We start from the raw sequence: 20,588 nt of genomic DNA on the forward strand, positions 1-20,588 counted from the left end.
CTGCATACGCGCCGACAGCGCTCAGCCGCGAGCCAGCGGCAGGCTCAGCGGCCGCTGGCCGGTGGCGTTGGCGAGGGCGTTGCCCAGGGCGGCGGCCATCGGCCCCTGGACGATTTCCGCAGCGCCGAGGAACGGCTGGCCGGGCTGGTCCAGCAGGTGGACCTCGACCTCCTCGGGCAACTGCGGGAAGCGCAGGATCGGATAGCCGCTCCAGTCGTAACTGCGCACGCCACCGGCGTCGTAGCGCAGCGCCTCGTAGAGGCTCCAGCTGGTGGACTGGACGATCCCGCCTTCGACCTGGTTGCGCAGCCCGTCGGGGCTGACGATCTGCCCGACATCCACGGCGGTCACCACCCGCTTGACCTTCACCTCCCCGGTCTGCGGGTGCACCCACACCTCCACGGCAATGGCGCAGTAACCCATGATGTTCTTGTAGCGGGCGAAGGCAAAACCGACGCCTGAGCCGGCCTCCGCTGCCTTGCGCGGCCAGCCGAAAGCGTCGCGTGCGCGCTCCACCACCGCCCGGGCGCGGGGATCGTCGAGGTGGCCGAGGCGAAACTGCACGGCGTCCACCCCGGCCTGTCGGGCCAGTTCGTCCAGGCAGGCCTCGATGGTGAAGACATTGATGTGCGCGCCGAGCGAGCGCATGGCCGAGGTTCGGAACGGCATCTGCGTGATGAAGTGCATATCGATGTGCGTCGAGCCCAAGCGGTACAGCGGCACGGCATTGCGGTCGCCGTCCCCCTCGGGCTGGGCGATGGGGATCGACGGCGCCGAGGCGAAGGGCCGGGCCAGCAGGCGCGCGGGGATCAGCCGGCCGGCATTGACGATTCGCTCGTTGTGCGGTGTCGTCCACAGCTCGCCGCGCCAGTCACCCAGGCGGCCCTCGTTGTCGAGCGTGGCCTGCACCTGGGTGATCATCGCCGAGCTGTAGGGCTCCCAGAGGTTCTCCTGCTCGCGCATCCACTGCAGCCTGACCGGCACGCCGGGAACTTTCATGGCGATCAGCGCGGCGTCCGCCGCGGCATCGTCCGCACCGTTATGCCCGTAGCAGCCGGCGCCCTCGCTATGGATGCAGCGCACCCGCTCCAGGGGCAGACCGAGCATTTCGGCCAGCCCGGCGCGCAACGGGTAGACGCCCTGGGTGTGGGTCCAGACGGTCAGCACCCCGTCCTTGAACCAGGCCACCGAACAGGATGGCCCGATGGAGCCGTGCATCAAGTACTGCTTGGTGACGCGCAATCGGCACTGCGCCTTCGCAGCGGCAACCGCCGGCTGGCCTTCCTGGCGAATCGGGTAGGTTCTGGCTTCCAGGCGCGGCAGCAGTTCATGGATCGTGCGCTCGTCCGGGATGACGTCGCCTCCCGTCCATTGCGCCACCTCGTACCCCACCCGCATGGCCTTGATCGCCTGCCATTCGTCCTGGGCGACCACGGCGAGGTAGTTGCCGTCGCGGATGACCTCGACCACGCCGGGCAGGCGGCTCAGGCGCTCGGCGTCGAAAGCGACAAGCCTGCCCCCCGGACGCGGCGGCCGGATGACGCGGGCGTGGAGCATGCCCGGCAACCGCAGGTCCTGGACGAACGCCTCGCCACCGCTGACCTTCGCGGGGATATCCAGGCGCGGGAGCGAACGACCGATCATCTGGAACTCGTCCGCCGGCTTCGCGGGGGACTCGCGGCCGGCATAGCGGTGCAGGTCCACGCCCGCCACGGCGTCGTGGTAGGCCATGCGCCGGCCATCGGGCGCCAGGATGACTCCATCGCGGGTGGACAACTGCTCGACCGGGACATGCCATTGGCGCGCCGCCGACTCCAGCAGCAGTTGGCGGACCTGCGCCGCCGCATTGAACAGCGCCGTGCCACTGTCGAAGATGCTGTGGCTGCCGGCGGTATAGCCCTCGTTGGGCGTCAGTGCGGTGTCCGCAGTAATCAGCTGGATCGCCCGTGGATCGACCTCCAGGCGTTCCGCGGCGATCTGCAGCAGCGCGGTCCGCACCCCGGTGCCCAGCTCGACCTTGCCGGTGTACACGGTGATCCCCTCGGCGTCGAGGCGAATCCACGCATCCAGGTACGGGTTGGTGCGCAGGCTGCCCGGCAGGTCCGGCGCCAGGACCTGCGTACCCAGCGTGTCGACCTCGGTGTCGGCCAGGGCGCGACGTGCCATGGGCAGCAGTGCGAAGGCCACCACCAATGCGCCGCCGCGCAGGAACGCACGGCGGGAGTTATCCAGCTCAGCGGCGGTTTTCATGGGGCATAACTCCTTGTTCGGCGACGTGGCGGATGGCCTTCACGATGCGCAGGTGGGTGCCGCAGCGACACAGGTTCGTCGCCATGTACGCGCGGATGTCGTCCTCGCTCGGATGCGGATTACGCTCGAGCAAGGTCTGCGCGCGCATCAGCATGCCGGCGATGCAATAGCCGCATTGCGCCGCCTGCTCTTCGATGAAGGCCTGCTGCAGCGGGCCAGGCCGCTCGGCGCTTCCCAGGCTTTCCACGGTGCGAATCGACTTGCCGGCCAGCCCCGAGCAAGGCGTCAGGCAGGCGAACACCGGCTTGTCGTCGACGATCACCGTGCACGCGCCGCACTGCCCCAGGCCGCAACCATATTTCGCGCCGTTGAGCCCCAGGTGATTGCGCAGGGCGTAGAGCAGCGGCATGTCCTCATCGAGGTCGAGCGTGTGTGGCTCGCCGTTCACCGTCAGCGTGGTCTGAGTCATGGCGTCTGCTCCCGTAGGGCATCGAGGGTGGTTGAAAGGTCCTGCCAGGGTTGCTGCGGCTTGGCCTTGGCGCGCAGATAGGCCGCGAGTTGCGCAAGCTGGCGGTTGTCCAGGCTCGCGGCGAACGGCGGCATGGCCGGGCCGGCCTGGCCCGGCGTGGGTGGCAGGCCTTCGAGGACGGTCTTGATGAAATTGCGCGGGCTGTCGGCGCGCAGCGCGGAGGTCATGGCGAGCGCCGGGCGCGCATCGATCTGGCGCATCGGCGCGGCATCGTCATGACAGCCGGCGCAGGACGCTTGGAACAGTGCGGCGCCCTGGGCCTGCCGCGGGTCGGCCGGAGTCTGCCGTGGCGCCGGCGAAACGGCACTGGCGCGGCCCGGCGGCAGGCTCAGCAGATACTCCGCGATGGCCTGCACGTCCGCGCTGGGCAGGCGCGCGAGCCCCAGGCTGACCGGGCGCATCGGCCCCGCCGCGGCACCGTGGTCGGCAGCCACGTCGCCGCGCAGGTAGGCAACCAGTTGCTCGCTGGTCCACCGCGCCGGGGATCTGGCCATGCCACGCAGGTCGGGCGCCTCCCAGCCATCGACGACCCCGCCGGCCAGTTGTTCGCCGGAGGTTTCGGCCCCCAGCAGGTTGAGCGGCGAATGGCAGGCCGCACAGTGGCCCGCGCCTTCCACCAGATAACGGCCACGGTTCCATGGCGCGGATCGCGTGGCGTCGTGGGGCGAGGTTTCTCCCCGCAAAAAGAGGATGTTCCAGAACGACACGAGCGGCCGGATGTTCATCGGAAAGTTCATCTGGTTGTCCGTCGCCGGAGCGTTCACCGGCGGGCCGCTCATCAGGTACGCATAGGCATCGCGCAGGTCGCCGTCGGTCATCCGGCGATAGTGGACGTAGGGAAAGGCCGGATAGAGAAAATGCCCGTCCTGGGAAATACCGTGGCGCATCGCCCGCTCGAAGGCTTCGAACGACCATTGGCCGATGCCGGTGCGGGCGTCCGGGGTGATGTTGGTGCTGTACAGCGTGCCAAAGGGTGTGACCAGGCCGAGGCCGCCCGCCAGATAGGCCCCGCCGGGCCTGGTATGGCAAACCGCGCAATCACCGGCCTCCACCACGAGGCTACCCCGGCGGATCTGCTCCTGGGACGCCGCGGCGAGTTCTCCCCGCGGCGCGATGGCGGGTCGCCAGAGGATGGCAAAGGCCAGCGCGACGCCCACCGCCGCGAGAGCCCCCAGGCCTGTCCAGATCGTTTTTCGCGTCATCAGCACTCCCCTTCGCAATCCATGGATACCGCACCGGGCGTGTTCCAGTTTCCTGGCCGCGTCGCGTGGAGTCGCTATCGACTCCAACAACCGCGGCATGCCGGCTCGAATGGTAGGGAGCACGTCCTGATTGGAATATCGCCCCACCGAGCAAAACCGCGTTGCGCCACGCGCAATGCTTGCTGGCATGCATCAGCGCACTACGTCATGCACGTCGCGAAGACAGGTCCTGGGGCGTGGACGCGGTGACCCGCGCTCGAGACTGCAGGATGCCGTTCCCCGCCTGCGGCATCTTTGCGGGGCGCCGGTACTGGGGGCGAGTTAAAGCTCGTTAAATCCTATGAAGGTCCGCGATGAACGCTGGCGCCAATGAATCAACAAGCGCAGTCCGTCTCGGGATTCGCTGAAGGCGCAGGCGCAGATCAACTGTTCGTGCCAAAGCACCGCTGCCCCTCCTCCTTTCCGCCCGGAACGGAGATGAAGAGCGGGCAGCCTGCTATCTGGTCGATTTGCCCACACCCGGAAGGAGCGTGCTCTCCTGTCGGGACTGTTGCATCGTGCAGTTGTTCGGAACCAGTCCTGTCCCGCCGGCTCCGCTGAATACGCAGGTCCAGGTCCCATCGGAAGCCTGCGTCCACACTATCGAGGTGGTGGGTTCGTTACTGGATCCCGTTGCAGAGTCGCAATGGACGCTGGAAGTGATGCTCGTGACCCTGCAGCTCTTGCCAGTCCCGGAATCCATAGCCGCAGCCGTGCGGGGCAGGATGTCGGCCAGCGGCTGCGCCTGCTGACCCGGATCGTCAACCCTGGCACTCTGGCTCTCTGCCTTGGGAATCCGTACCCGATCCTCATCAAAGTCCCCTTTCTCCGCGTCACGGTGACAGGCGGCGCAATTCGCGGCACTGCCGATGCCCGGACGCTTGAAGGTCGATGGGCTGACTTCATCGTGCTTCTTAAGGAACCAGCGCGTTTCCGTGATGCGCGGCGGAAAGCCCGGCGTCCCACCCTCCACCGGCAGGCGGTTGTTCGCCGAAGCCTGGAGCAGGAAGTCGAGAATGACGGCCTCCGCTTCCGGGTCAAGGCTCGCGTCGCTGCCGTAATGGTCACCCAGATCTTTCATCTGCATCCTCCAGGCATCCGCGGGCAGCAACCCCGGCGGGTAGGCCAGATGGCACGCGGAACACTCTTCGCGCCACGCCTGCGGAGCGTCGGCGGAAACCGCCAGTCGTTTGGGCCGTTTGTAGCTTCCGTGTTTGCCTGTGCCGTGGTCGTCCGCATTGCAGCCGACAACCATCAGCATGGGGAGCAGTACCAACGGCAGCAGCATTGCTTTTCTGTTCATGGGCTGCGCTCCCGCTATTTCAGACTGCTGATCCAGGAAACGAAGTCGCCTTTTTCCTGGGCGCTGCATTCACGTCCGAACACATCGTTGCAGTTGCGCCGGAACCACTTCTCCACCTTTTTCACATCCGTGAAGCGCGCGGGTGCCGCGCTTGGCGCCAAGGGATCGATCTTGCGGAAGGTCAGCGTCTTCCCGGGTTTCAGCGGATCCTGGCCATGACAGGTGGTGCAACTCATGTTCTTGTCGTCGCGCAACTCTTCGCGGAAGTACAAAACCTTGCCTCGCTCCGCGGAAAAGCCGGAAAAACTCGGGTCCTGCTGACGAGCCTGGGCGGCGTAACCGTCGAGCAAGGCCGTCGGCTCGGCGGCCAGAGCAAGACCGGAAAATGACGAGAACACAATGGTGGCAATCAATGTGGACTGGCGCATGAGAATCCCCTTGGAAAAGACACACAAACGCTATGGCCTTTTTCTTAATCCAAGCTGAAATACCGTGCTAGAGCGGTTCAGGAACAGTTAAGGATGTGCGCCTAGAACCCTTTCCCGATTAGAAAGGGAGTATCTGGCATGAATCCGTACAATCGGTTCCGTCTCTATCATTGGTCACTTGCTGCACTTTTCGTGGGGGCTTATCTCAGTGGCGATAGCGCTGAGACATTGCATGTCTGGCTGGGTTATGGGCTCATCGTCCTCTTGTGCATCCGACTGCTCGCCGCGCTCCGCACAACCAGCGGATTTCCTCGACTGTTCCTCTCATGGCGCACGACGACGGCCGCGAAAACACGTTTCGGAAAGGGGCTGACAGCACTGCTGCTGGCTACGTTGGCGACGTGCTCGGCGCTGGGGTGGCTGATGATCGACAATGTGGACTTCATCAATGCGAGCAGTGCGGCAGACCTTTCGGACGCCTGGAAGCTGAGTGCACTCAACACCGAGGGCCTGCCCGGCGATCCGGCGGAAACGCACGAGTTTCTAGCCAACCTGGCGCTTGGGCTGGTGGCCGCCCACCTGGGATTCCTCCTCTTCTTCGCTCGCAAGCCCGCCTGGACGATGCTGACGACAGGTCGCAGAAAGAATGCCCACGACGACCTGATCGCACTGCGGGTACGAGCTGTCCGCGATGAAACCGTGGATAGCCGCTCCCTTGAACTGGTTCCCGCGGCTGCGGGCCAATCACTGCCGAGCTATCGGGCTGGCCAGTACCTTCACATCCGGGTGCCCTGCGGCAACCAGTTGTTGTGGCGGTGCTACTCACTCTCCAGTACGCCGGGGCTGGACGATTGCCTGCGGATCACGGTGAAGCGAGTCCCAGGCGGTCGGGTCTCGAACTGGCTCCAGGACGAACAGGTGGTGGGAATGACCTTGCTGGCGAAGCCGCCCATGGGAGCTTTCGTCTGTCCCAGCAGCGCGAGGGATGTCCTGCTGTTGGCTGCTGGCAGTGGCATCACGCCGGTGTATTCGATATTGCGCGACCGCCTGGAAAACGGACGTGGCCGCGTTCGTTTGATCTACCTGAATCGATCTCCGGACTCCGCAATCTTTGCCGAGCCGCTGCTGGCCCTGGAGCATCGACATGCACAGCGCTTCACCCTGCAGAACCATTACACCCGGGAGAATGGACGTGCCGGGAGCGACGAATTGCTTCGACTCCTGCGTCAATGGGCGGGCGAAGAGGTATTCATCTGCGGTGGCGCCGACTTCATGGACCAGGCCAGCGAATGCCTTCAGGAACTCGGGGCTCCTCTGCAGCGCATCCACAGGGAGCGCTTCACGGCACCCCGTCAATCCCTCCCGCCCGTGGGCGAGGCGAGGCATCGCATTCAGGTCGAACTGGAGGGGCAGTCGGTCCAGGTGGACGGCTACGAGGGTGAAGCACTGCTGGACAGCATGGAGCGCGCCGGCCTCCATCCCCCCACAGGATGCCGTAGCGGGCTTTGCGGAGCATGCCGTTGCAGAGTCGAAGACGGTGAGGTGCGCCTGCGCAGCAACGACGTGTTGAGCGATGCCGAGATCGAACAAGGCTGGACGTTGGCGTGCCAGGCGGAAGTCCATGGAAAGTCAGTCCGGGTGCGGTTTTGACTGCACGACGAGAGGGGCGACAAGCCCCTCCGAAATGCAGACTCGGGTATCTGCCTTGGTCGGAAGCTGTCTTTTCAGGTGCGGCAGCTATCGGCCAGAAGCGGACGTTCCTCCTCCATGGCATGAGGGATTAGTGAGTGACTTCGCGTGCTGCTCCTGGCAGCCCCCTGAGGAAGTCAGTTCGAACTCTCTCGACATTTCCTCACGTACACGTTTTCCCTCGAATAGAAGCGTTCTCAGAAGCCCCATATACCTTCAAAGGACTTTGGCTGACGTTCGGTCAGTTATCGCATCGAGCCGCAAACCAAGGTATGGCCGCGCGATACCCATGGACGATGGTGGCGGCAGCGGCGCGCGAATAGGGTTTGCCTATCGACGGCAAGGCTTTCGAGCAGGTGGTCTTCACGCTCTCAGCATTGCGGGTCGGTCGCACTCGCCGCATGAGCGGTATCCTGACGAGAGCTTTCAGCATGACCGAAGAAACCAAAGGAACCACCCGCCGAACACTCATGAGCGCTGGCTTGGCTGCCGCCACCCTGGCGGTGGCGGTGCCGGCCCTGGTGGGCCAATCGAGCAGAACCCAGGCCGCCACAGCGAAGACCAATCGCGGCGCGAGCCAAGGCTCGGGCTATCTTACCCTGCGTGACGGCGCAAGGCTGTTTTACAAGGACTGGGGCAGCGGCCCGATCATCGTTTTCCACCACGGCTGGCCACTTTCGGGAGATGACTGGGATAGCCAGATGCTGTTCTTTCTCTCAAGGGGCTACCGTGTAATCGCCCATGATCGGCGTGGACACGGGCGTTCCTCGCAAACGGCCGAGGGCAACGACATGGACACTTATGCAGCCGACGTGGCCGAACTGATGGCACATCTTGGAGTGAAGAACGCCGTCCATGTCGGTCATTCCACCGGTGGTGGCGAGGTGGTCCGCTACGTGGCGCAGCACGGTATCGGCCGCGTTGCCAAGGCAGTACTGATCGGCGCCGTCCCGCCACTGATGCTACGCACCCAGAAGAACCCTGGCGGACTTCCGCTCAAGCTCTTCGACAGCTTCCGCGAGGCGCTCGCGACGGACCGCGCGGGATTCTACCGCGAGGTAGCCGAAGGTCCGTTCTACGGCTTCAATCGGCCAGGGGCGAGGATTTCCCAGGCGGTGGTCGACAACTGGTGGCGCCAGGGCATGAGTGGCGGAGCAAAGGCTCACTACGATTGCATCGAAGCCTTCGCCGAAACCGATTTCACCGAAGACCTGCGACAGATCCGAGTGCCAACCTTGGTGATGCATGGGGAAGATGACCAGATGGTGCCCATCGACGACTCAGCGCGCCTGACTATCAAGCTGCTGCGCCATGGGACGCTCAAGACCTACCCCGGGCTATCCCATGGCATGTGCACGACCCATGCGAAGATCATCAATGCGGATCTTCTCGCCTTCATTCAGAAGTGACTCGCCAAAACGCGGCTCGAAGGAATTCTCCTCGAGCCGTTTCAGGCGTTGCTTATCGCTTCATGCCTCGGCCAGGTGGATCGGTACGACGAATTGCACTACAGCTCCGCGGGGGTGGTTCGCTGCGGCCCAGAGGCGGCCTCCATGGGCTTCGATGATCGAGCGGCAGATGGACAGTCCCATCCCTAGGCCAGTGGGTTTGGTGGTGTAGAACGGGGCGAAGATCTGCTCTGCGTTTTCGGCGGCGAATCCAGGTCCCGTGTCGCAGACCTGGACCAGTACGCCACCGTCAGCATCAGGCTGGGTGCTGATTTCCAGCTCACGCGTACCCTGCTCGACCGCTGCCATGGCCTCAACGGCATTGAGGATGAGATTGAGCAGCACCTGCTGAAGCTCTACCCGATCTCCCGCCACGGCTGGTAGGGGATCCACGAGGCGCAGGTGCACTCGGACCCCGCCCTTGAGCACTTGCCCCCGGGTTAGCTCGATCATTTCCTGGATTGCCCCGTTGATGTCCAACGCACCCTTGCGCGAAGGTGTCTTGCGCAGCAGTTCGCGGATGCGCTTGAGCACGTCGGCGGCCCGATTGGCGTCGCGGACAATGCGGCCAAGCACTTGGCCGACCTCGCCCAGGTCAGGCGGCTGCGCATCAAGCCAGCGCTGCGCCGCGTTGGCATTGGTGACCGTGGCGGCGATCGGCTGGTTCACTTCGTGGGCGATGGTCGCCACTAACTGTCCCATGGTCGCCACTCGGTTGGCATGCGCCAGTTCTGCCTGTACCTCGCGGTAACGACGTTCGCCTTCGCGCACCAGCTCCTCGGCGCGCTTGCGCTCGCTCAGGTCCAACACGAAGGCCACGCCCTCTCCGCTGCCTGACTCGAACGGCGCCAGACCGATGATTACCGGCAGACGACTGCCATCTCGCTTGAAGTATTCCTTTTCGAATGGCGGCGCGCTGCCATGTCGTACCGCTACGAGCAGTGATTGCTCGCTTTCTTCGAGGAACTCCGGTGGCGTCAGGTCGCGCCAGCGCAGTTGCCGGGAAATCAGGTCCTCGCGCTGGTAACCGAGCATCCGCAGAAAAGCATCGTTGGCGTCGAGGATTTCACCGTCGGCGTTCCAGACGATGATGCCGATGATATTGGCGTCCACCAACCGGCGAATCCGCGCCTCACGCTCGGCAACGTCTCGATACAGCCGAGCCTTCTCCAGGGAAATAGCCGCCTGCGATGCCACCAGCTTGAGGACCGCCGTGCGCGCAGGGCTGAAGGCCCGGGCAGTCAGGTTGTTCTCCAGGTAGAGTGCCCCGCTGACCTGCCCCTGACTTACCAACGGAAGGCAAAGGACAGATCGCACGCCCCGCCGGCGCAGGTAGGGGTCGCCTGCGAACTCGGGCGCAACCAGGGCATCATCGAGAACCAGCGTCTGCTGCGTGCGTAGCACCTGGTAGAGCACTGTTTCCGACAACAGCCCGTCCGGCAGTTGTCCCTGGTCCGCAGACATTTGGGGTTCGGCTCCATCTACGCTGGCCTGAGCAGCGACACGCGGCTGCCCGTCGCCACAAAGCAGCAGCACGCCCCGTTCGGCGCCGGCCTGTTCGATGGCCGTGCGCATGACGCTGTCCACCAGGCGCTCCAGGACGATCTCCCCTGAGACGGTCTGCAGGACCTTCAGCACCGTTGCCAGGTCAAGCTGCTCCATCGGCGCCGCTATGGTCGCTGTGTGCTGCGCACCAGCCGACTCGTGGCCCAGCAGGGGGTGCATAGCATCGAGCTGGCGCACCTTGCCCTCCGCTCCCCAGCGCCGGAAGCAGTCCCGAGCTTCCTGCCAGTAGAGCCTTGCCACCCTGTCCAGCCCACGTATGGCGTAATGTCGGGCGGCCGCTTCGTAAGCGAGCGCCTCGACCTGCAGGAATCCGTTTTCCTGCGCTGATCGCACGGCCCGCTCGTGTAGCGCCTCGGCATCGCTATCGCGCCGCTCGAGGTGAGCGATCTGCGCATCCAACAACAGGATATGGCAGGTGTAATTCTGCGGGCAGAGCCGCGCCCAGGCCTGCAGGGCCTGCCGATGCGCCGAGAGCCTGGCACACAGCTCGACCAGGGGATACTCCGCGCCCGACGCAGCCAGGGTCAGCCCCGTGAAGAAGTGATACTCGGCTTCCTCCAGAAAGGAGTCGGAGGTGTTGAGCAAAGGCTCGGCCAGCGAAGCCGCCTCGAGGGCCTCGCGATAGTCGCCGGCCAGATAGCGAGCTTGCAGTTTGCGCACCCAGTACCAGCAGGCGAGCACCTTGGAGGAATTTTCCAAGCCGCGCTCCGTAGCCGCCTCGCTGTAGTTAGGAGTGTCCATGCAACCGAATTCGAGCGTGCCGCCACGTAGCATGCGGATCATCGCTAGTTGATTTTCCAGGAACGCAATGACCAGACCGAAGCGGACCTTCTTCGCATAGGCCAGGCTCCGTTCCGCCTCTGCGTCCACCTCGGCCAGCGGCAGGCCGGCGAAGAACAGGTTGGAAACCAGGATGTTGCAGGAGAATGCCCCGAACGGCAGGTCGCCCACACGATTCGCTGCGTTGAAGGCCCGCTGCAGGATAAGGCTGCAATCACGCACGGGTTTCGCCCACCGGGCAACGAACAGGGCGAAGGCAAGATACGTCCGCGCCTCGTAGCGCTGCAGTCGGCGCCGGTCGACCAGATCACAACCCAGTTGACCGAAGAGAAAGCCCGCCCGGAAATCGCCGAAGCGCCGGCCAGCAATGCGCGGAATGTTGGCATAAGCCACGCTGGACGTATCGCTGTTGCCGTGCTCCAGGCTCAAGGTGATGGCTCGGCAAATGGTCAGGCACGCCAGGTTTTCATCGGTGTGCAGTGCCGGCGAGAACAGTGTCGTAAGTATCTCCATGCAGGCCAGGGCTCTGGCATTGCTCATCGGAGGCAGCGAGACGAGCTGATCGATGGGACGTCCGGCCAGTTGGGTCCAGATCCGCTCGTACTCTTCCTGCACGGCCTCGTCGACTGGATGGGGCGGCCAATCGATGCCCAGGCGGCGCAAGGAATCCAGGCAGACCGCGACCGCCTGATCCCGACGGTCCGTCAGCAGATGGATATCAACCAGCAAACAGGCCACCACGGTTTGCTCGGCGGTGCCCTGGGCGATGTCGCCCAACCCCTCCAGGCGCTTCTCCGCGGCCGCCAACAACCCGGTGGCGAACTCGCATTCCGCGCGCCCCAGCTCCAGGGTGAACAAGAGGTCGCGGCGCTCGCGCCGGACACTCCGATCAAGCAGTTCCGCTCCGGTGGCGAAGTAGCTGAGGGCCGCTGCATAGGCCGCGGATGCTTTGGCGCGCTGTCCCGCAAGCAGGTTGAGTTCAGCCAGCCGCTCGCGTTCGACCGCAGCATTGATCAGCTCCATGCCTCGATTGAGCTGGCCGACAATTTCGAAGATTGCCTCCTCACGCTGCCGGGGCGAGACATGGGCGGCCAATAGCCGCCCGATACGTAGGTGCGCAGCAGCTCGCTCTGTCTGTGGAATCAGCGAATAGGCCGCTTCATGGATGCGGTCATGGGCGAAGGCGTAGGCGCCCTCCTGACGCTCCACCAGCTCCTGGCGGATGGCTTCCCAGAGCGCCTGGTGCAGTTGTGCTCGCGGCATATCCAGAACGCTGGCAAGCGTGCCGGAATCCGCCAGGTTGCCGAGGCAGGCAAGTTGCTGCAGCACGTGTTGCGTCTGCTGAGGAAGGCGCGCCAGCTTGCCGAGCATCAGGTCGACGACGTTATCGGTATAGCCCTTGGCATGGATGAGCGCGGCATCCCAACGCCACTGGCGGAACTCGTAGTCAAAGCTCAGCAGCCCCTCCTCGACCAGGGCATGGAGAAACTGGATGGCGAAGAAAGGATTGCCTGCAGTCTTCTCGTGCACCAATAGCGCCAGGGGGCGGATCTGTTCGGCGCGACAATGTAGTGCCTCAGCGATCATCTGCTCGAGGTGTTGCCGCTTCAGCGGCGTCAGCCGGATCTCCTCGATGCGCACTTGTGCCGAGGCCAGTCGGCGCAGGGTCACGCTGAGCGGGTGGCTGTCGTCGATTTCGTTGCTGCGGTACGCCCCCACGAGCATCACATGACGAAGCTCCGCGCTGGAGAGGAGATCATCAAGCAGATCGAGGGTAGCAGCGTCCAACCACTGCAGATCATCCAGGAACAGCGCCAGGGGGTGTTCCGGCCGGGCGAAGACGCCGATGAAGCGCTTCAGCAGCCGCAGGAACCGCCGATGCGCCTGCTGCGGTTCGAGTACTGGCAGCTCCGGTTGTTCGCCGATGATCAGGCGCAGCTCCGGAATCAGCTCATTCAGCAGCTGTCCCTCGCCTTCCAGGGCCTGCTCCAGCTCCGAGCGCCATTGCATCAGTTCGCGATCGTTCTTGCCCAACAGCATGCGAACCAATTGCTGGAACGCCTGCACCAGAGTGGCGTAGGGGATGTCTCGCTTGTATTGATCGAACTTCCCCGAGGCGAACAGGCCGCGAGGTGGCACCAGCGCCTTGTGAAGCTCACTAACCACCGAGGTCTTGCCGATCCCCGAATAGCCGCTGACCAGCAGCAACCCGCACGCCTCGCCGGAGACGCTGCGCTCGAAGGCCGCCACTAGCGAGGCCACCTCCTGTTCACGGCCGTAGAGCTTCTCGGGGACCAACAACCGATCCGGGATACTGTGCTCGTCCAGTGCAAATTCTTTCAGGACACGACCGGCTTCCCAGTCGGCCAGGCAGCGGCGCAGGTCCTGTTCAACTCCCGCGGCACTCTGGTATCGGTCCTCGGCGGTCTTGGCGAGCAACTTCATCACCAGGCTCGACAACACCTTGGGCAAGCTCGGCACTCGCCGCTCGGGCGCCACCGCCTGGCGCGCGATATGGCAGTGCACCCATTCCATGGCGTCGCTGGCAGCAAAGGGCAGCTCGCCAGTGAGCATCTGGTAGAAGGTCACGCCCAACGCATAGAGATCGCTGCGCGAATCGATCGAGCGGTTCATCCGCCCGGTCTGCTCCGGTGCCATATAGGCCAGGGTTCCGGCCAGGGTCTCCGCCGGCTCCAGGGCCTGACGCTCGCGCGGCAGTCGCGAGGCGAGGCCAAAACCCGTGAAGCGCGGCCGGCCATCGGAGCAGTCCACAAGAATATGCGCAGGTTTGATGTCCTTATGCAGCAATGAGGCGTGATGCAAGCGTGCCAAGGCATGAGCGATGCCGATCGCCAGACGGAGGAAGCGCTCCACTGGCATGGCGGTGCCCAGCGATGCCGAGAGCGGCTCTCCCCCTGGGTCCCGAAGCACTAGAAGGGGGCGCCCGCCTTCATGCAGCAGCTCTTGCGGTCGAACAGCCCAGGCTTCGTCCAACTCGTCACGCAAGGCGAATTCATGATTCAACCGCTCAAGGCTGGCTGCGGAGGGTGAGTCCGTAGCAGGTCGCGCGGTCAGAACCGGGCGGTCTTCGTGACGGGGATGCGGACCTCGGCCGAAGATACGCTCGCCATCGTCCCAGAGCCGCTGCGGTATTGCAGGCATGCCAATCTCCCCAAGCGGGCCAATCGTGCGTTCAGAAGGGCGAACGAAGCTGCGGAGCGATCCCCAGGGCTTCGGCCTTGCGGACCAGGTCCGCTACGGAGCGGGCAGACAACTTCCTCATCAGTTGCCCACGGTGGACCTTGACGGTGACCTCGCTGAGGTTCAGCTCGGCCGCAATCTGCTTGTTCATCAGCCCGCCGACGACGAAACCCATCACCTCGCGCTCGCGCGCCGTGAGGCCCGCATAGGCTTGGCGCAACCCGGCGCTGCTCTGTTCGGCAGCCAGCCGCTCACCATCTCTGGCCAGGGCGCTGGCCACCGCATCGAGCATGTCCTGGTCACGAAATGGCTTGGCGAGAAAATCCACCGCGCCGGCTTTCATCGCCTTGACAGTCATGGCGATGTCGCCGTGGCCGGTCATGAACACGATGGGTATGCGCAAGCCTCCCTTCTCGATCCGTTCCTGAAAGGCCAGACCGCTCTCCCCGCGCAGGCGTACGTCAAGAACCAGGCAACTGGGCGCCGTCGGCCGGTGAAAGGCCAGGAATTGCTCGGTGGATTCGAATGCCTCGACCCGCAGGCCAATGGAGCGCAACAGCCCGGTCAGGGCAAAACGCATCGACTCATCATCATCGACCACATAAACCACCGGATCGACCGACGTACCGGCGCGGGCGTTTCCCCCTGTTTGCGACCCACTCATTTTTGTTCCCTCCTGTGGCCAACGTGCGCAAAAAATCTAGTCCATGGTGCAATGGCGGCCACTGCCGCCCACCCCGTCCACTGACCGCCGGTTGCAAACTGGCAAAGCGTCCGAAGCTAACTTGGCAGTCCCGGCAACGCCAGGCCAAATAGCGTGGATTTTCCGCCAATACTGCGCGACGCTTGCATTGCGTTAATACAACGGGTATTTCGCCATACCGGCCAGCTCCGCCCAGGCATGATGATGTCACCTCCCCAACCACTGGAATCCACCCGCGCTCTTGCGAAAAAAAATCTTTGCCCGGCGGTTGTTGCCGAGCGCGAGATCGTCTTCATTGCCTATCCCCAGATGGGCCTGCTCGATCTGAGCGGAGCGCAAACGGTATTCTGGGCAGCGAGCCGAGCACTTGCCGAACGCAGCTTGCCTGGTTACCGCCTGGCAACCGCCAGCCTGAGTGGAGAGCTGGTAGCCACTGCCGAAGGCCTCTGTGTCACCACTCAGCCATTGGAGCAGATGAACCTCGCGTGCCTCGATACGCTGATCGTTCCGGGGGCTCCTGACATCTGTCGCACCCTGGACAGCCATGCCGAGCTGGTTGCCTGGATCGCCGGCAACGCTGCCGCCGTGCGGCGGGTCGCCGCCGTTTGCAGCGGGGCGTTCCTACTGGCCCAGGCCGGCTTGCTCGATGGGCTGCGCGCCGCTACCCACTGGGCCATGTGCGACGCGCTGCAACAGCGCTTTCCGAAGATCCGGGTGGACGCCGATGCGATCTTCGTCCGACAGGAACGAATATGGACCTCCGCAGGCGTGAGCGCAGGGATCGACCTGGCGTTGGCCCTTGTCGAGGAAGACTGCGGACGCGAGGTGGCGATGGCGGTGGCGCGGGAGCTGGTGGTTTACCTGCGGCGTCCCGGCGGCCAGGCGCAATACAGCAGATTGCTGCAGGCCCAGTCCGGCGAAACAGCGCCTTTCGATAAATTGCATCTGTGGCTCGCAGAGCATGCAGGCGATCCTTCGCTGTCCGTGGAGACACTCGCAGAACAGGCGTGCATGAGCACGCGCAATTTTTCCCGTCTGTACAAGGCCAGCACAGGGCGCACGCCGTCCAAGGCCATTGAGCTTTTTCGGCTCGAAGCGGCCCGCCGCCTGCTGGAGGATACGACTCTGGGGCTCGAACGAGTGGCGCGCCAGTGCGGCTTCGGAAACGAGGAGCGGATGCGTGGCGTTTTCCAGCGCAACCTGTCGGTGTCGCCGCGCGACTATCGGCAGCGGTTCACCCGCGACGATTGAGCGCCACGTCATGTCAGGCCACCTTGGCTTCGCGTTCAGTCTGCTCGCAGAGGTAGCGATACAGCCGCGAGCGCAACCAGCATTCCCGTGGGTCGGTATGACTGATGCCACGCCAGGCCATCGACAATTGCGGCGCTGGGAGGTCCAGTGGCGGGAAATCCGCTCGCAGGCCGGGATGCCGTACCATGGCTTGCGCGACATACTCCGGCACCAGCGCCACCAGCTCCGTACCCCGTAACAGAGCGGGCAAGGCGCTGAATTGCGGAACCGCCAGTACGACCTTGCGCTGCCGGCCCATCCGATCCAGGGCAAGGTCCAACTCGTCACTGATCTTGCCCATGGACGACACGACCACCTGCGGATGGCTGCAGAGGCCGTCCAGGTCCAGCGGCCCTGATGCCGTGGCGCAGCGCAGGAGCATCGGCCGCACGGCGCGCAAGTCGCGACAATGGGCGTTGGCAGGCAGTTCCTGTGCTGGACTGATGGCGACCGAGACTTCCCCGCTCTCGAAAAGCCGTGCCAGCTGGAAATGCTCTACCCGCCGGACGATCAACGTGATGCCCGGTGCCTCCCGACGCAAACGCGCCAGCAATTCAGGCAGCAGTGCATACTCCACGTCATCGGAAAGCCCTACATGAAAGGACGCCTGACTGGTGGCAGGGTCGAACGCCTCGCTGAAGCTCAGGGCCACGGCAATTCCGTCCAGCGCCGGAGCAAGCCGGGTGTAAATCGCCTCGGCCCGCGCAGTGGGTTCCATCATGCGGCCGACGCGAACGAACAGCGGGTCATTGAACAGGGCGCGCAGTCGCCCCAAGGCACTGCTGATGGTGGTCTGGCTGACGAAAAGCAGCTCGCCGGTACGCGTGACACTGCGTTCGCGCATCATGGTTTCGAAAACCACCAGCAGATTGATATCCGTATGTCGCAACTCGTGTCTGTTCATGGTGTCCGCCGCCGGGTGATGTGGAATCGAACAAAAACTGCAAGGCAGAAAGGCAACGCCATCCGCCAGGGATATGTCGCAGGCTAGAAATCAGCTTGGAGGTTGTCTGTTGTACAAGCGGCTTGACGGGCCTATCCATGGACCCGGATACCCTGTCCACAGGTATGAGTACACTGCACCCGACGTATCGAATCATGCGCGAGGACGCGCTCGGCCACCGTCCCGAACGCCCTTGCGAAACGCGTCGATGGCGGCAGCGCAGAGCCTGACTTCTATACCTAGGTATACTTCTTTGTTCCGGCGGTGGGCGTATCGTGACTGACAGAAGAGGCGCAGTCTCAAGCGAGCCAAGATGCCCCAGCAAACGCAGGTCCGCGCGACGCCCGTTGTCGCCATCGTCGACAATGACGAGTCGCTTCGCAGCGCACTGGAAAGTCTGCTACGCGCCAGCGGTTACCGGCCCCTGCTCTTCGCCGATGCCGCGCAATTCCTTGGCAGCGAAACCGCGCCGACCTGCGCTTGCCTGATCTCCGATCTGCAGATGCCCGGTATCAACGGGTTGCAGATGCATACGCGCCTCAGGGCCATGGGGCTGCGCATCCCCACGATCTTCATCAGTGCCTTCATCGAGGCATTGCCGACTTCCGCTATCGGCCATGATGGCGTGGTCGCCTGCCTGCCCAAACCGTTCGACAGCGAGCACCTGCTCCAATGCGTGGCCATGGCTCTCGGCCAATGAGCCCCCAGCACTCGTTCAGACAGCAGCACAGGCGTTATACCCAGGTATAGGTCCATGCCACCAACGCATCGGTTCACCGACTGCAGGTAGAAGTGTCGGACGACGCGCGCCCCCCTAGCATGACTCCCACAGCGGACCAGCCCACTGCGCGCAGACCTTCTTTCGTGAGCAGGACGCATCGGACCGGCTGCAACGCAAACCTCACGCTCATTGTGCGTCTTCATCTTCGGGAGCAAATCATGCAACAGCGAATATTGGTCATCGGCGCAGGGTTCGGCGGATTGTGGAGTGCGCTGAGCGCAGCTCGCCTGCTGGACAAGCATAGTCGCCAGGACGTGCAGATCACCCTGCTTGCACCTCAGGCAGAACTGCGCATCCGCCCGCGCTTCTACGAACCCGATGTGCACAGCATGTTCGCCCCGCTGGATGATCTATTCGAAGCGGTGGGCGTGCAGTTCGTCCAGGGCACTGCCGAGCGTATCGACCAGCAGGCCCGCAAAGTCGGCTACCGTGACGCGTCCGGCCGAGTCGCCGAACTTACCTACGACCGCCTGGTGCTGGCCAGCGGCAGCCAACTGGCTCGCCCCTCGGTGCCGGGGCTGAAGGAGTACGCCTTCGACGTCGACCAGATCGAATCGGCCGCGCAACTGGAGAGCCACCTGCTGTCGCTGCGACAGCGGCCTGCCAGCCCCGCACGCAATACGGTAGTGGTGTGCGGTGGCGGTTTCACTGGCATTGAAACGGCCACCGAGATGCCTGCCCGCCTGCGCGCCGTACTTGGGGAAAACGAGGATGTGCGCGTGATCATCATCGAACGTGGCGAGCGGATCGGCGCGGTGATGGGCGATGGTATCCGTCCGTCGATCATCGAAGCCTCCGACAGCCTGGGCATCCAATGGATTACCGGCGCCTCGGTAGTCGCTCTGGATGCCGAGGGTGTGACCCTTGATGACGGTCGGCACATCCAGAGCCACACGGTGATCTGGACGGTCGGCTTTCGCGCCAGCCCACTGACGGAGCAACTCAGTGCCGAGCGCGATAGCCAGGGCCGCCTGCACGTGGACGGTAACCTGCGGGTGCGTGGCCAGGGCGACGTATTCGCCGCCGGCGATGTGGCCTACGCGGCCACTGACGACCTCGGCAACTTCGCCGCGATGTCCTGCCAACACGCCATCAGCCTCGGTCGTCATGCCGGCAACAACGCCGCCGCCGACCTCCTCGGCCTCGCCCCGGTCCAATACCGCCAACCCAAGTACGTCACCTGCCTGGACCTGGGCGCCTGGGGCGCGGTGTATACGGAAGGCTGGGACCGCCAGCTGAAGCTGGTTAAGGCTGAGGCCAAGGAACTCAAGACGCAGATCAACACTGTGTGGATCTATCCCCCGGCTGCCGACCGCCGCTCCGCCCTGGCGGCCGCCGACCCGCTGATTCCCGTCGCGTGACCCACACTGCACTCGCTCGCCAACGGCCAGTGCCTGCGCCTGATGACACGGTAAATAACAGGAGATCGACCATGACCACGTACCTGAATAGCTTCGCCCCATCCAGCGGCGCCATACCAGCCCAGGAGTTGGTGCCCTCGCGCTACGCCCTGCGCCTGGGCGACATCGATGTGATGGTGGTCAGCGACGGCGTATTGCCGCTGCCGACCGAGACCATGTCCATCAATGCCGCACCTGCCGAGCGTGCAGCCTGGTTCAAGGACATGCACCTGGGCCCGGACATGTTCGACTGGGCACTGAACGTGTTGGTGATCCGCAGCGGCGAGCAGATCATCCTGGTGGATGCCGGCCTGGGCAACCAGTTTTCCGGTTTCCCCCGCGCCGGCCTGTTCCCCAAGCGCCTGAAGGATGCCGGCGTTGAGCTTTCGTCGATCACTGACATCATCATCACGCACATGCACATGGACCACGTCGGCGGTCTGCTGGTCGACACGGTGAAGAAGGGGCTGCGCCCCGACGTTCGCATCCATGTCACGGCCACCGAAGTCGACTTCTGGAAAATCCCGGACTTCAGCCTGACGGTAATGCCGCAGCCCGTGCCAGACGTCCTGCGTCGCACCGCCAACGAATTCCTCGCTCACTATGGGGATCGACTGCATATCTTCGAGCAAGAGCAGCACGTGGCACCTGGCGTAGTCGCCAAGCTGACGGGGGGCCACACGCCCGGCCACTGCATCGTTCAGGTGGACTCTTCCGGTGAGCGCCTGACCTTCGCTGGGGACGCTCTATTCCCTGTGGCCTTCGACCATCCGGAATGGCACAACGGCTTCGAGCACGATCCGCACAAGGCATACGAGGTGCGGGTGCGCCTGCTGCGCGACGCAGCGGAAAGTGGCGAGCTGTTCATCGCTACCCACCTGCCTTTCCCTTCCGTTGGCCGGGTTGCGGTCGATGGCGACGCCTTCCGTTGGATCGCGGCCTTCTGGGACTATTAAAAGCCTGAGTGAACCCCGGCCTCCCTTTCGTTGCTGCGCATTGCCGTTCTGCAGCGAAGTGGAGGCCACTTTTCCGAGCA

14 protein-coding genes are annotated in these 20,588 nt (G+C 64.1%); 6 read left to right on the forward strand and 8 right to left on the reverse strand.

Going from position 1 to position 20,588, the window contains the following annotated elements; all coding sequences use genetic code 11:
• Positions 1-21: 21 nt before the first annotated feature.
• From C167_RS0113465 to C167_RS0113485, 5 genes are all read right to left on the reverse strand, one after another.
• On the reverse strand, positions 22-2,250 hold the full coding sequence (locus C167_RS0113465) for a xanthine dehydrogenase family protein molybdopterin-binding subunit (protein ID WP_017518808.1): 2,229 nt from the start codon (positions 2,248-2,250) through the stop codon (positions 22-24).
• Positions 2,234-2,719 (reverse strand): (2Fe-2S)-binding protein, encoded by a 486-nt coding sequence (locus C167_RS0113470; protein ID WP_017518809.1) that lies wholly within the window; start codon positions 2,717-2,719, stop codon positions 2,234-2,236. The genes C167_RS0113465 and C167_RS0113470 overlap by 17 nt, the downstream gene beginning before the upstream one ends.
• Positions 2,716-3,981, reverse strand: a complete 1,266-nt coding sequence (locus C167_RS0113475) for a c-type cytochrome (RefSeq protein WP_026079020.1) — start codon at positions 3,979-3,981, stop codon at positions 2,716-2,718. Before C167_RS0113475 ends, C167_RS0113470 begins: the two co-directional genes overlap by 4 nt.
• A 496-nt stretch (positions 3,982-4,477) precedes the next feature.
• Entirely contained in the window at positions 4,478-5,323 is an 846-nt protein-coding gene (locus C167_RS33310; RefSeq protein WP_100227274.1) for a diheme cytochrome c, read from the reverse strand.
• A gap of 14 nt (positions 5,324-5,337) precedes the next feature.
• The gene (locus C167_RS0113485) at positions 5,338-5,751 is read right to left on the reverse strand and encodes a DUF1924 domain-containing protein (protein WP_017518812.1); all 414 of its coding nucleotides are present in this window, start codon (positions 5,749-5,751) and stop codon (positions 5,338-5,340) included.
• Positions 5,752-5,889: 138 nt separating this feature from the next.
• Between C167_RS0113485 and C167_RS32545 the strand changes: the two genes are divergently transcribed.
• Positions 5,890-7,401 carry a 2Fe-2S iron-sulfur cluster-binding protein gene (locus C167_RS32545; protein WP_017518813.1) on the forward strand — a complete coding sequence of 504 codons (1,512 nt, stop codon included), beginning with the start codon at positions 5,890-5,892 and terminating at the stop codon, positions 7,399-7,401.
• A 470-nt stretch (positions 7,402-7,871) separates the two neighbouring features.
• Positions 7,872-8,849, forward strand: coding sequence for an alpha/beta fold hydrolase (locus C167_RS0113495; protein ID WP_026079022.1), 978 nt, complete (start codon positions 7,872-7,874; stop codon positions 8,847-8,849).
• Positions 8,850-8,909: 60 nt separating this feature from the next.
• Here C167_RS0113495 and C167_RS0113500 read toward each other — a convergent pair whose 3' ends face one another.
• Together C167_RS0113500 and C167_RS0113505 are read right to left on the reverse strand one after the other, a co-directional pair.
• Complete coding sequence (locus tag C167_RS0113500; RefSeq protein ID WP_026079023.1) at positions 8,910-14,396, reverse strand: trifunctional serine/threonine-protein kinase/ATP-binding protein/sensor histidine kinase; 5,487 nt, start codon at positions 14,394-14,396, stop codon at positions 8,910-8,912.
• Between the two features lie 31 nt (positions 14,397-14,427).
• Positions 14,428-15,099, reverse strand: coding sequence for a response regulator transcription factor (locus tag C167_RS0113505; RefSeq protein WP_017518816.1), 672 nt, complete (start codon positions 15,097-15,099; stop codon positions 14,428-14,430).
• Positions 15,100-15,342: 243 nt separating this feature from the next.
• Here C167_RS0113505 and C167_RS0113510 point away from each other — a divergent pair, with 243 nt between their 5' ends.
• Positions 15,343-16,389, forward strand: a complete 1,047-nt coding sequence (locus C167_RS0113510) for a helix-turn-helix domain-containing protein (RefSeq protein WP_017518817.1) — start codon at positions 15,343-15,345, stop codon at positions 16,387-16,389.
• A 13-nt stretch (positions 16,390-16,402) separates the two neighbouring features.
• On the opposite strand, the gene C167_RS0113515 is transcribed toward C167_RS0113510, so the two are convergent.
• Complete coding sequence (locus C167_RS0113515) at positions 16,403-17,332, reverse strand: LysR substrate-binding domain-containing protein (RefSeq protein ID WP_026079024.1); 930 nt, start codon at positions 17,330-17,332, stop codon at positions 16,403-16,405.
• Between the two features lie 352 nt (positions 17,333-17,684).
• On the opposite strand from C167_RS0113515, the gene C167_RS0113520 reads away from it, so the two are divergent.
• The 3 genes from C167_RS0113520 to C167_RS0113530 all read left to right on the forward strand — a co-directional run bounded on the left by C167_RS0113520 (position 17,685) and on the right by C167_RS0113530 (position 20,508).
• The gene (locus C167_RS0113520) at positions 17,685-18,071 is read left to right on the forward strand and encodes a response regulator transcription factor (protein ID WP_017518819.1); all 387 of its coding nucleotides are present in this window, start codon (positions 17,685-17,687) and stop codon (positions 18,069-18,071) included.
• 239 nt (positions 18,072-18,310) lie between these two features.
• Positions 18,311-19,513, forward strand: coding sequence for an NAD(P)/FAD-dependent oxidoreductase (locus C167_RS0113525; protein WP_017518820.1), 1,203 nt, complete (start codon positions 18,311-18,313; stop codon positions 19,511-19,513).
• A 71-nt stretch (positions 19,514-19,584) separates the two neighbouring features.
• Positions 19,585-20,508 carry an MBL fold metallo-hydrolase gene (locus tag C167_RS0113530; RefSeq protein WP_017518821.1) on the forward strand — a complete coding sequence of 308 codons (924 nt, stop codon included), beginning with the start codon at positions 19,585-19,587 and terminating at the stop codon, positions 20,506-20,508.
• Positions 20,509-20,588 lie beyond the last annotated feature (80 nt).

The organism is Pseudomonas nitroreducens TX1 (assembly GCF_000313755.1).
GTDB classification, from domain to species: Bacteria; Pseudomonadota; Gammaproteobacteria; order Pseudomonadales; family Pseudomonadaceae; genus Pseudomonas; species Pseudomonas nitroreducens_A.

Coding starts and splice junctions, on each gene's coding strand:
- C167_RS32545 (WP_017518813.1), top strand. CDS start 5,890: ATGAATCCGTACAATCGGTTCCGTCTCTATCATTGGTCACTTGCTGCA.
- C167_RS0113515 (WP_026079024.1), bottom strand. CDS start 17,332: ATGAACAGACACGAGTTGCGACATACGGATATCAATCTGCTGGTGGTT.
- C167_RS0113470 (WP_017518809.1), bottom strand. CDS start 2,719: ATGACTCAGACCACGCTGACGGTGAACGGCGAGCCACACACGCTCGAC.
- C167_RS0113465 (WP_017518808.1), bottom strand. CDS start 2,250: ATGAAAACCGCCGCTGAGCTGGATAACTCCCGCCGTGCGTTCCTGCGC.
- C167_RS0113525 (WP_017518820.1), top strand. CDS start 18,311: ATGCAACAGCGAATATTGGTCATCGGCGCAGGGTTCGGCGGATTGTGG.
- C167_RS0113485 (WP_017518812.1), bottom strand. CDS start 5,751: ATGCGCCAGTCCACATTGATTGCCACCATTGTGTTCTCGTCATTTTCC.
- C167_RS0113475 (WP_026079020.1), bottom strand. CDS start 3,981: ATGACGCGAAAAACGATCTGGACAGGCCTGGGGGCTCTCGCGGCGGTG.
- C167_RS0113510 (WP_017518817.1), top strand. CDS start 15,343: ATGTCACCTCCCCAACCACTGGAATCCACCCGCGCTCTTGCGAAAAAA.
- C167_RS0113530 (WP_017518821.1), top strand. CDS start 19,585: ATGACCACGTACCTGAATAGCTTCGCCCCATCCAGCGGCGCCATACCA.
- C167_RS33310 (WP_100227274.1), bottom strand. CDS start 5,323: ATGAACAGAAAAGCAATGCTGCTGCCGTTGGTACTGCTCCCCATGCTG.
- C167_RS0113500 (WP_026079023.1), bottom strand. CDS start 14,396: ATGCCTGCAATACCGCAGCGGCTCTGGGACGATGGCGAGCGTATCTTC.
- C167_RS0113495 (WP_026079022.1), top strand. CDS start 7,872: ATGACCGAAGAAACCAAAGGAACCACCCGCCGAACACTCATGAGCGCT.
- C167_RS0113505 (WP_017518816.1), bottom strand. CDS start 15,099: ATGAGTGGGTCGCAAACAGGGGGAAACGCCCGCGCCGGTACGTCGGTC.
- C167_RS0113520 (WP_017518819.1), top strand. CDS start 17,685: ATGCCCCAGCAAACGCAGGTCCGCGCGACGCCCGTTGTCGCCATCGTC.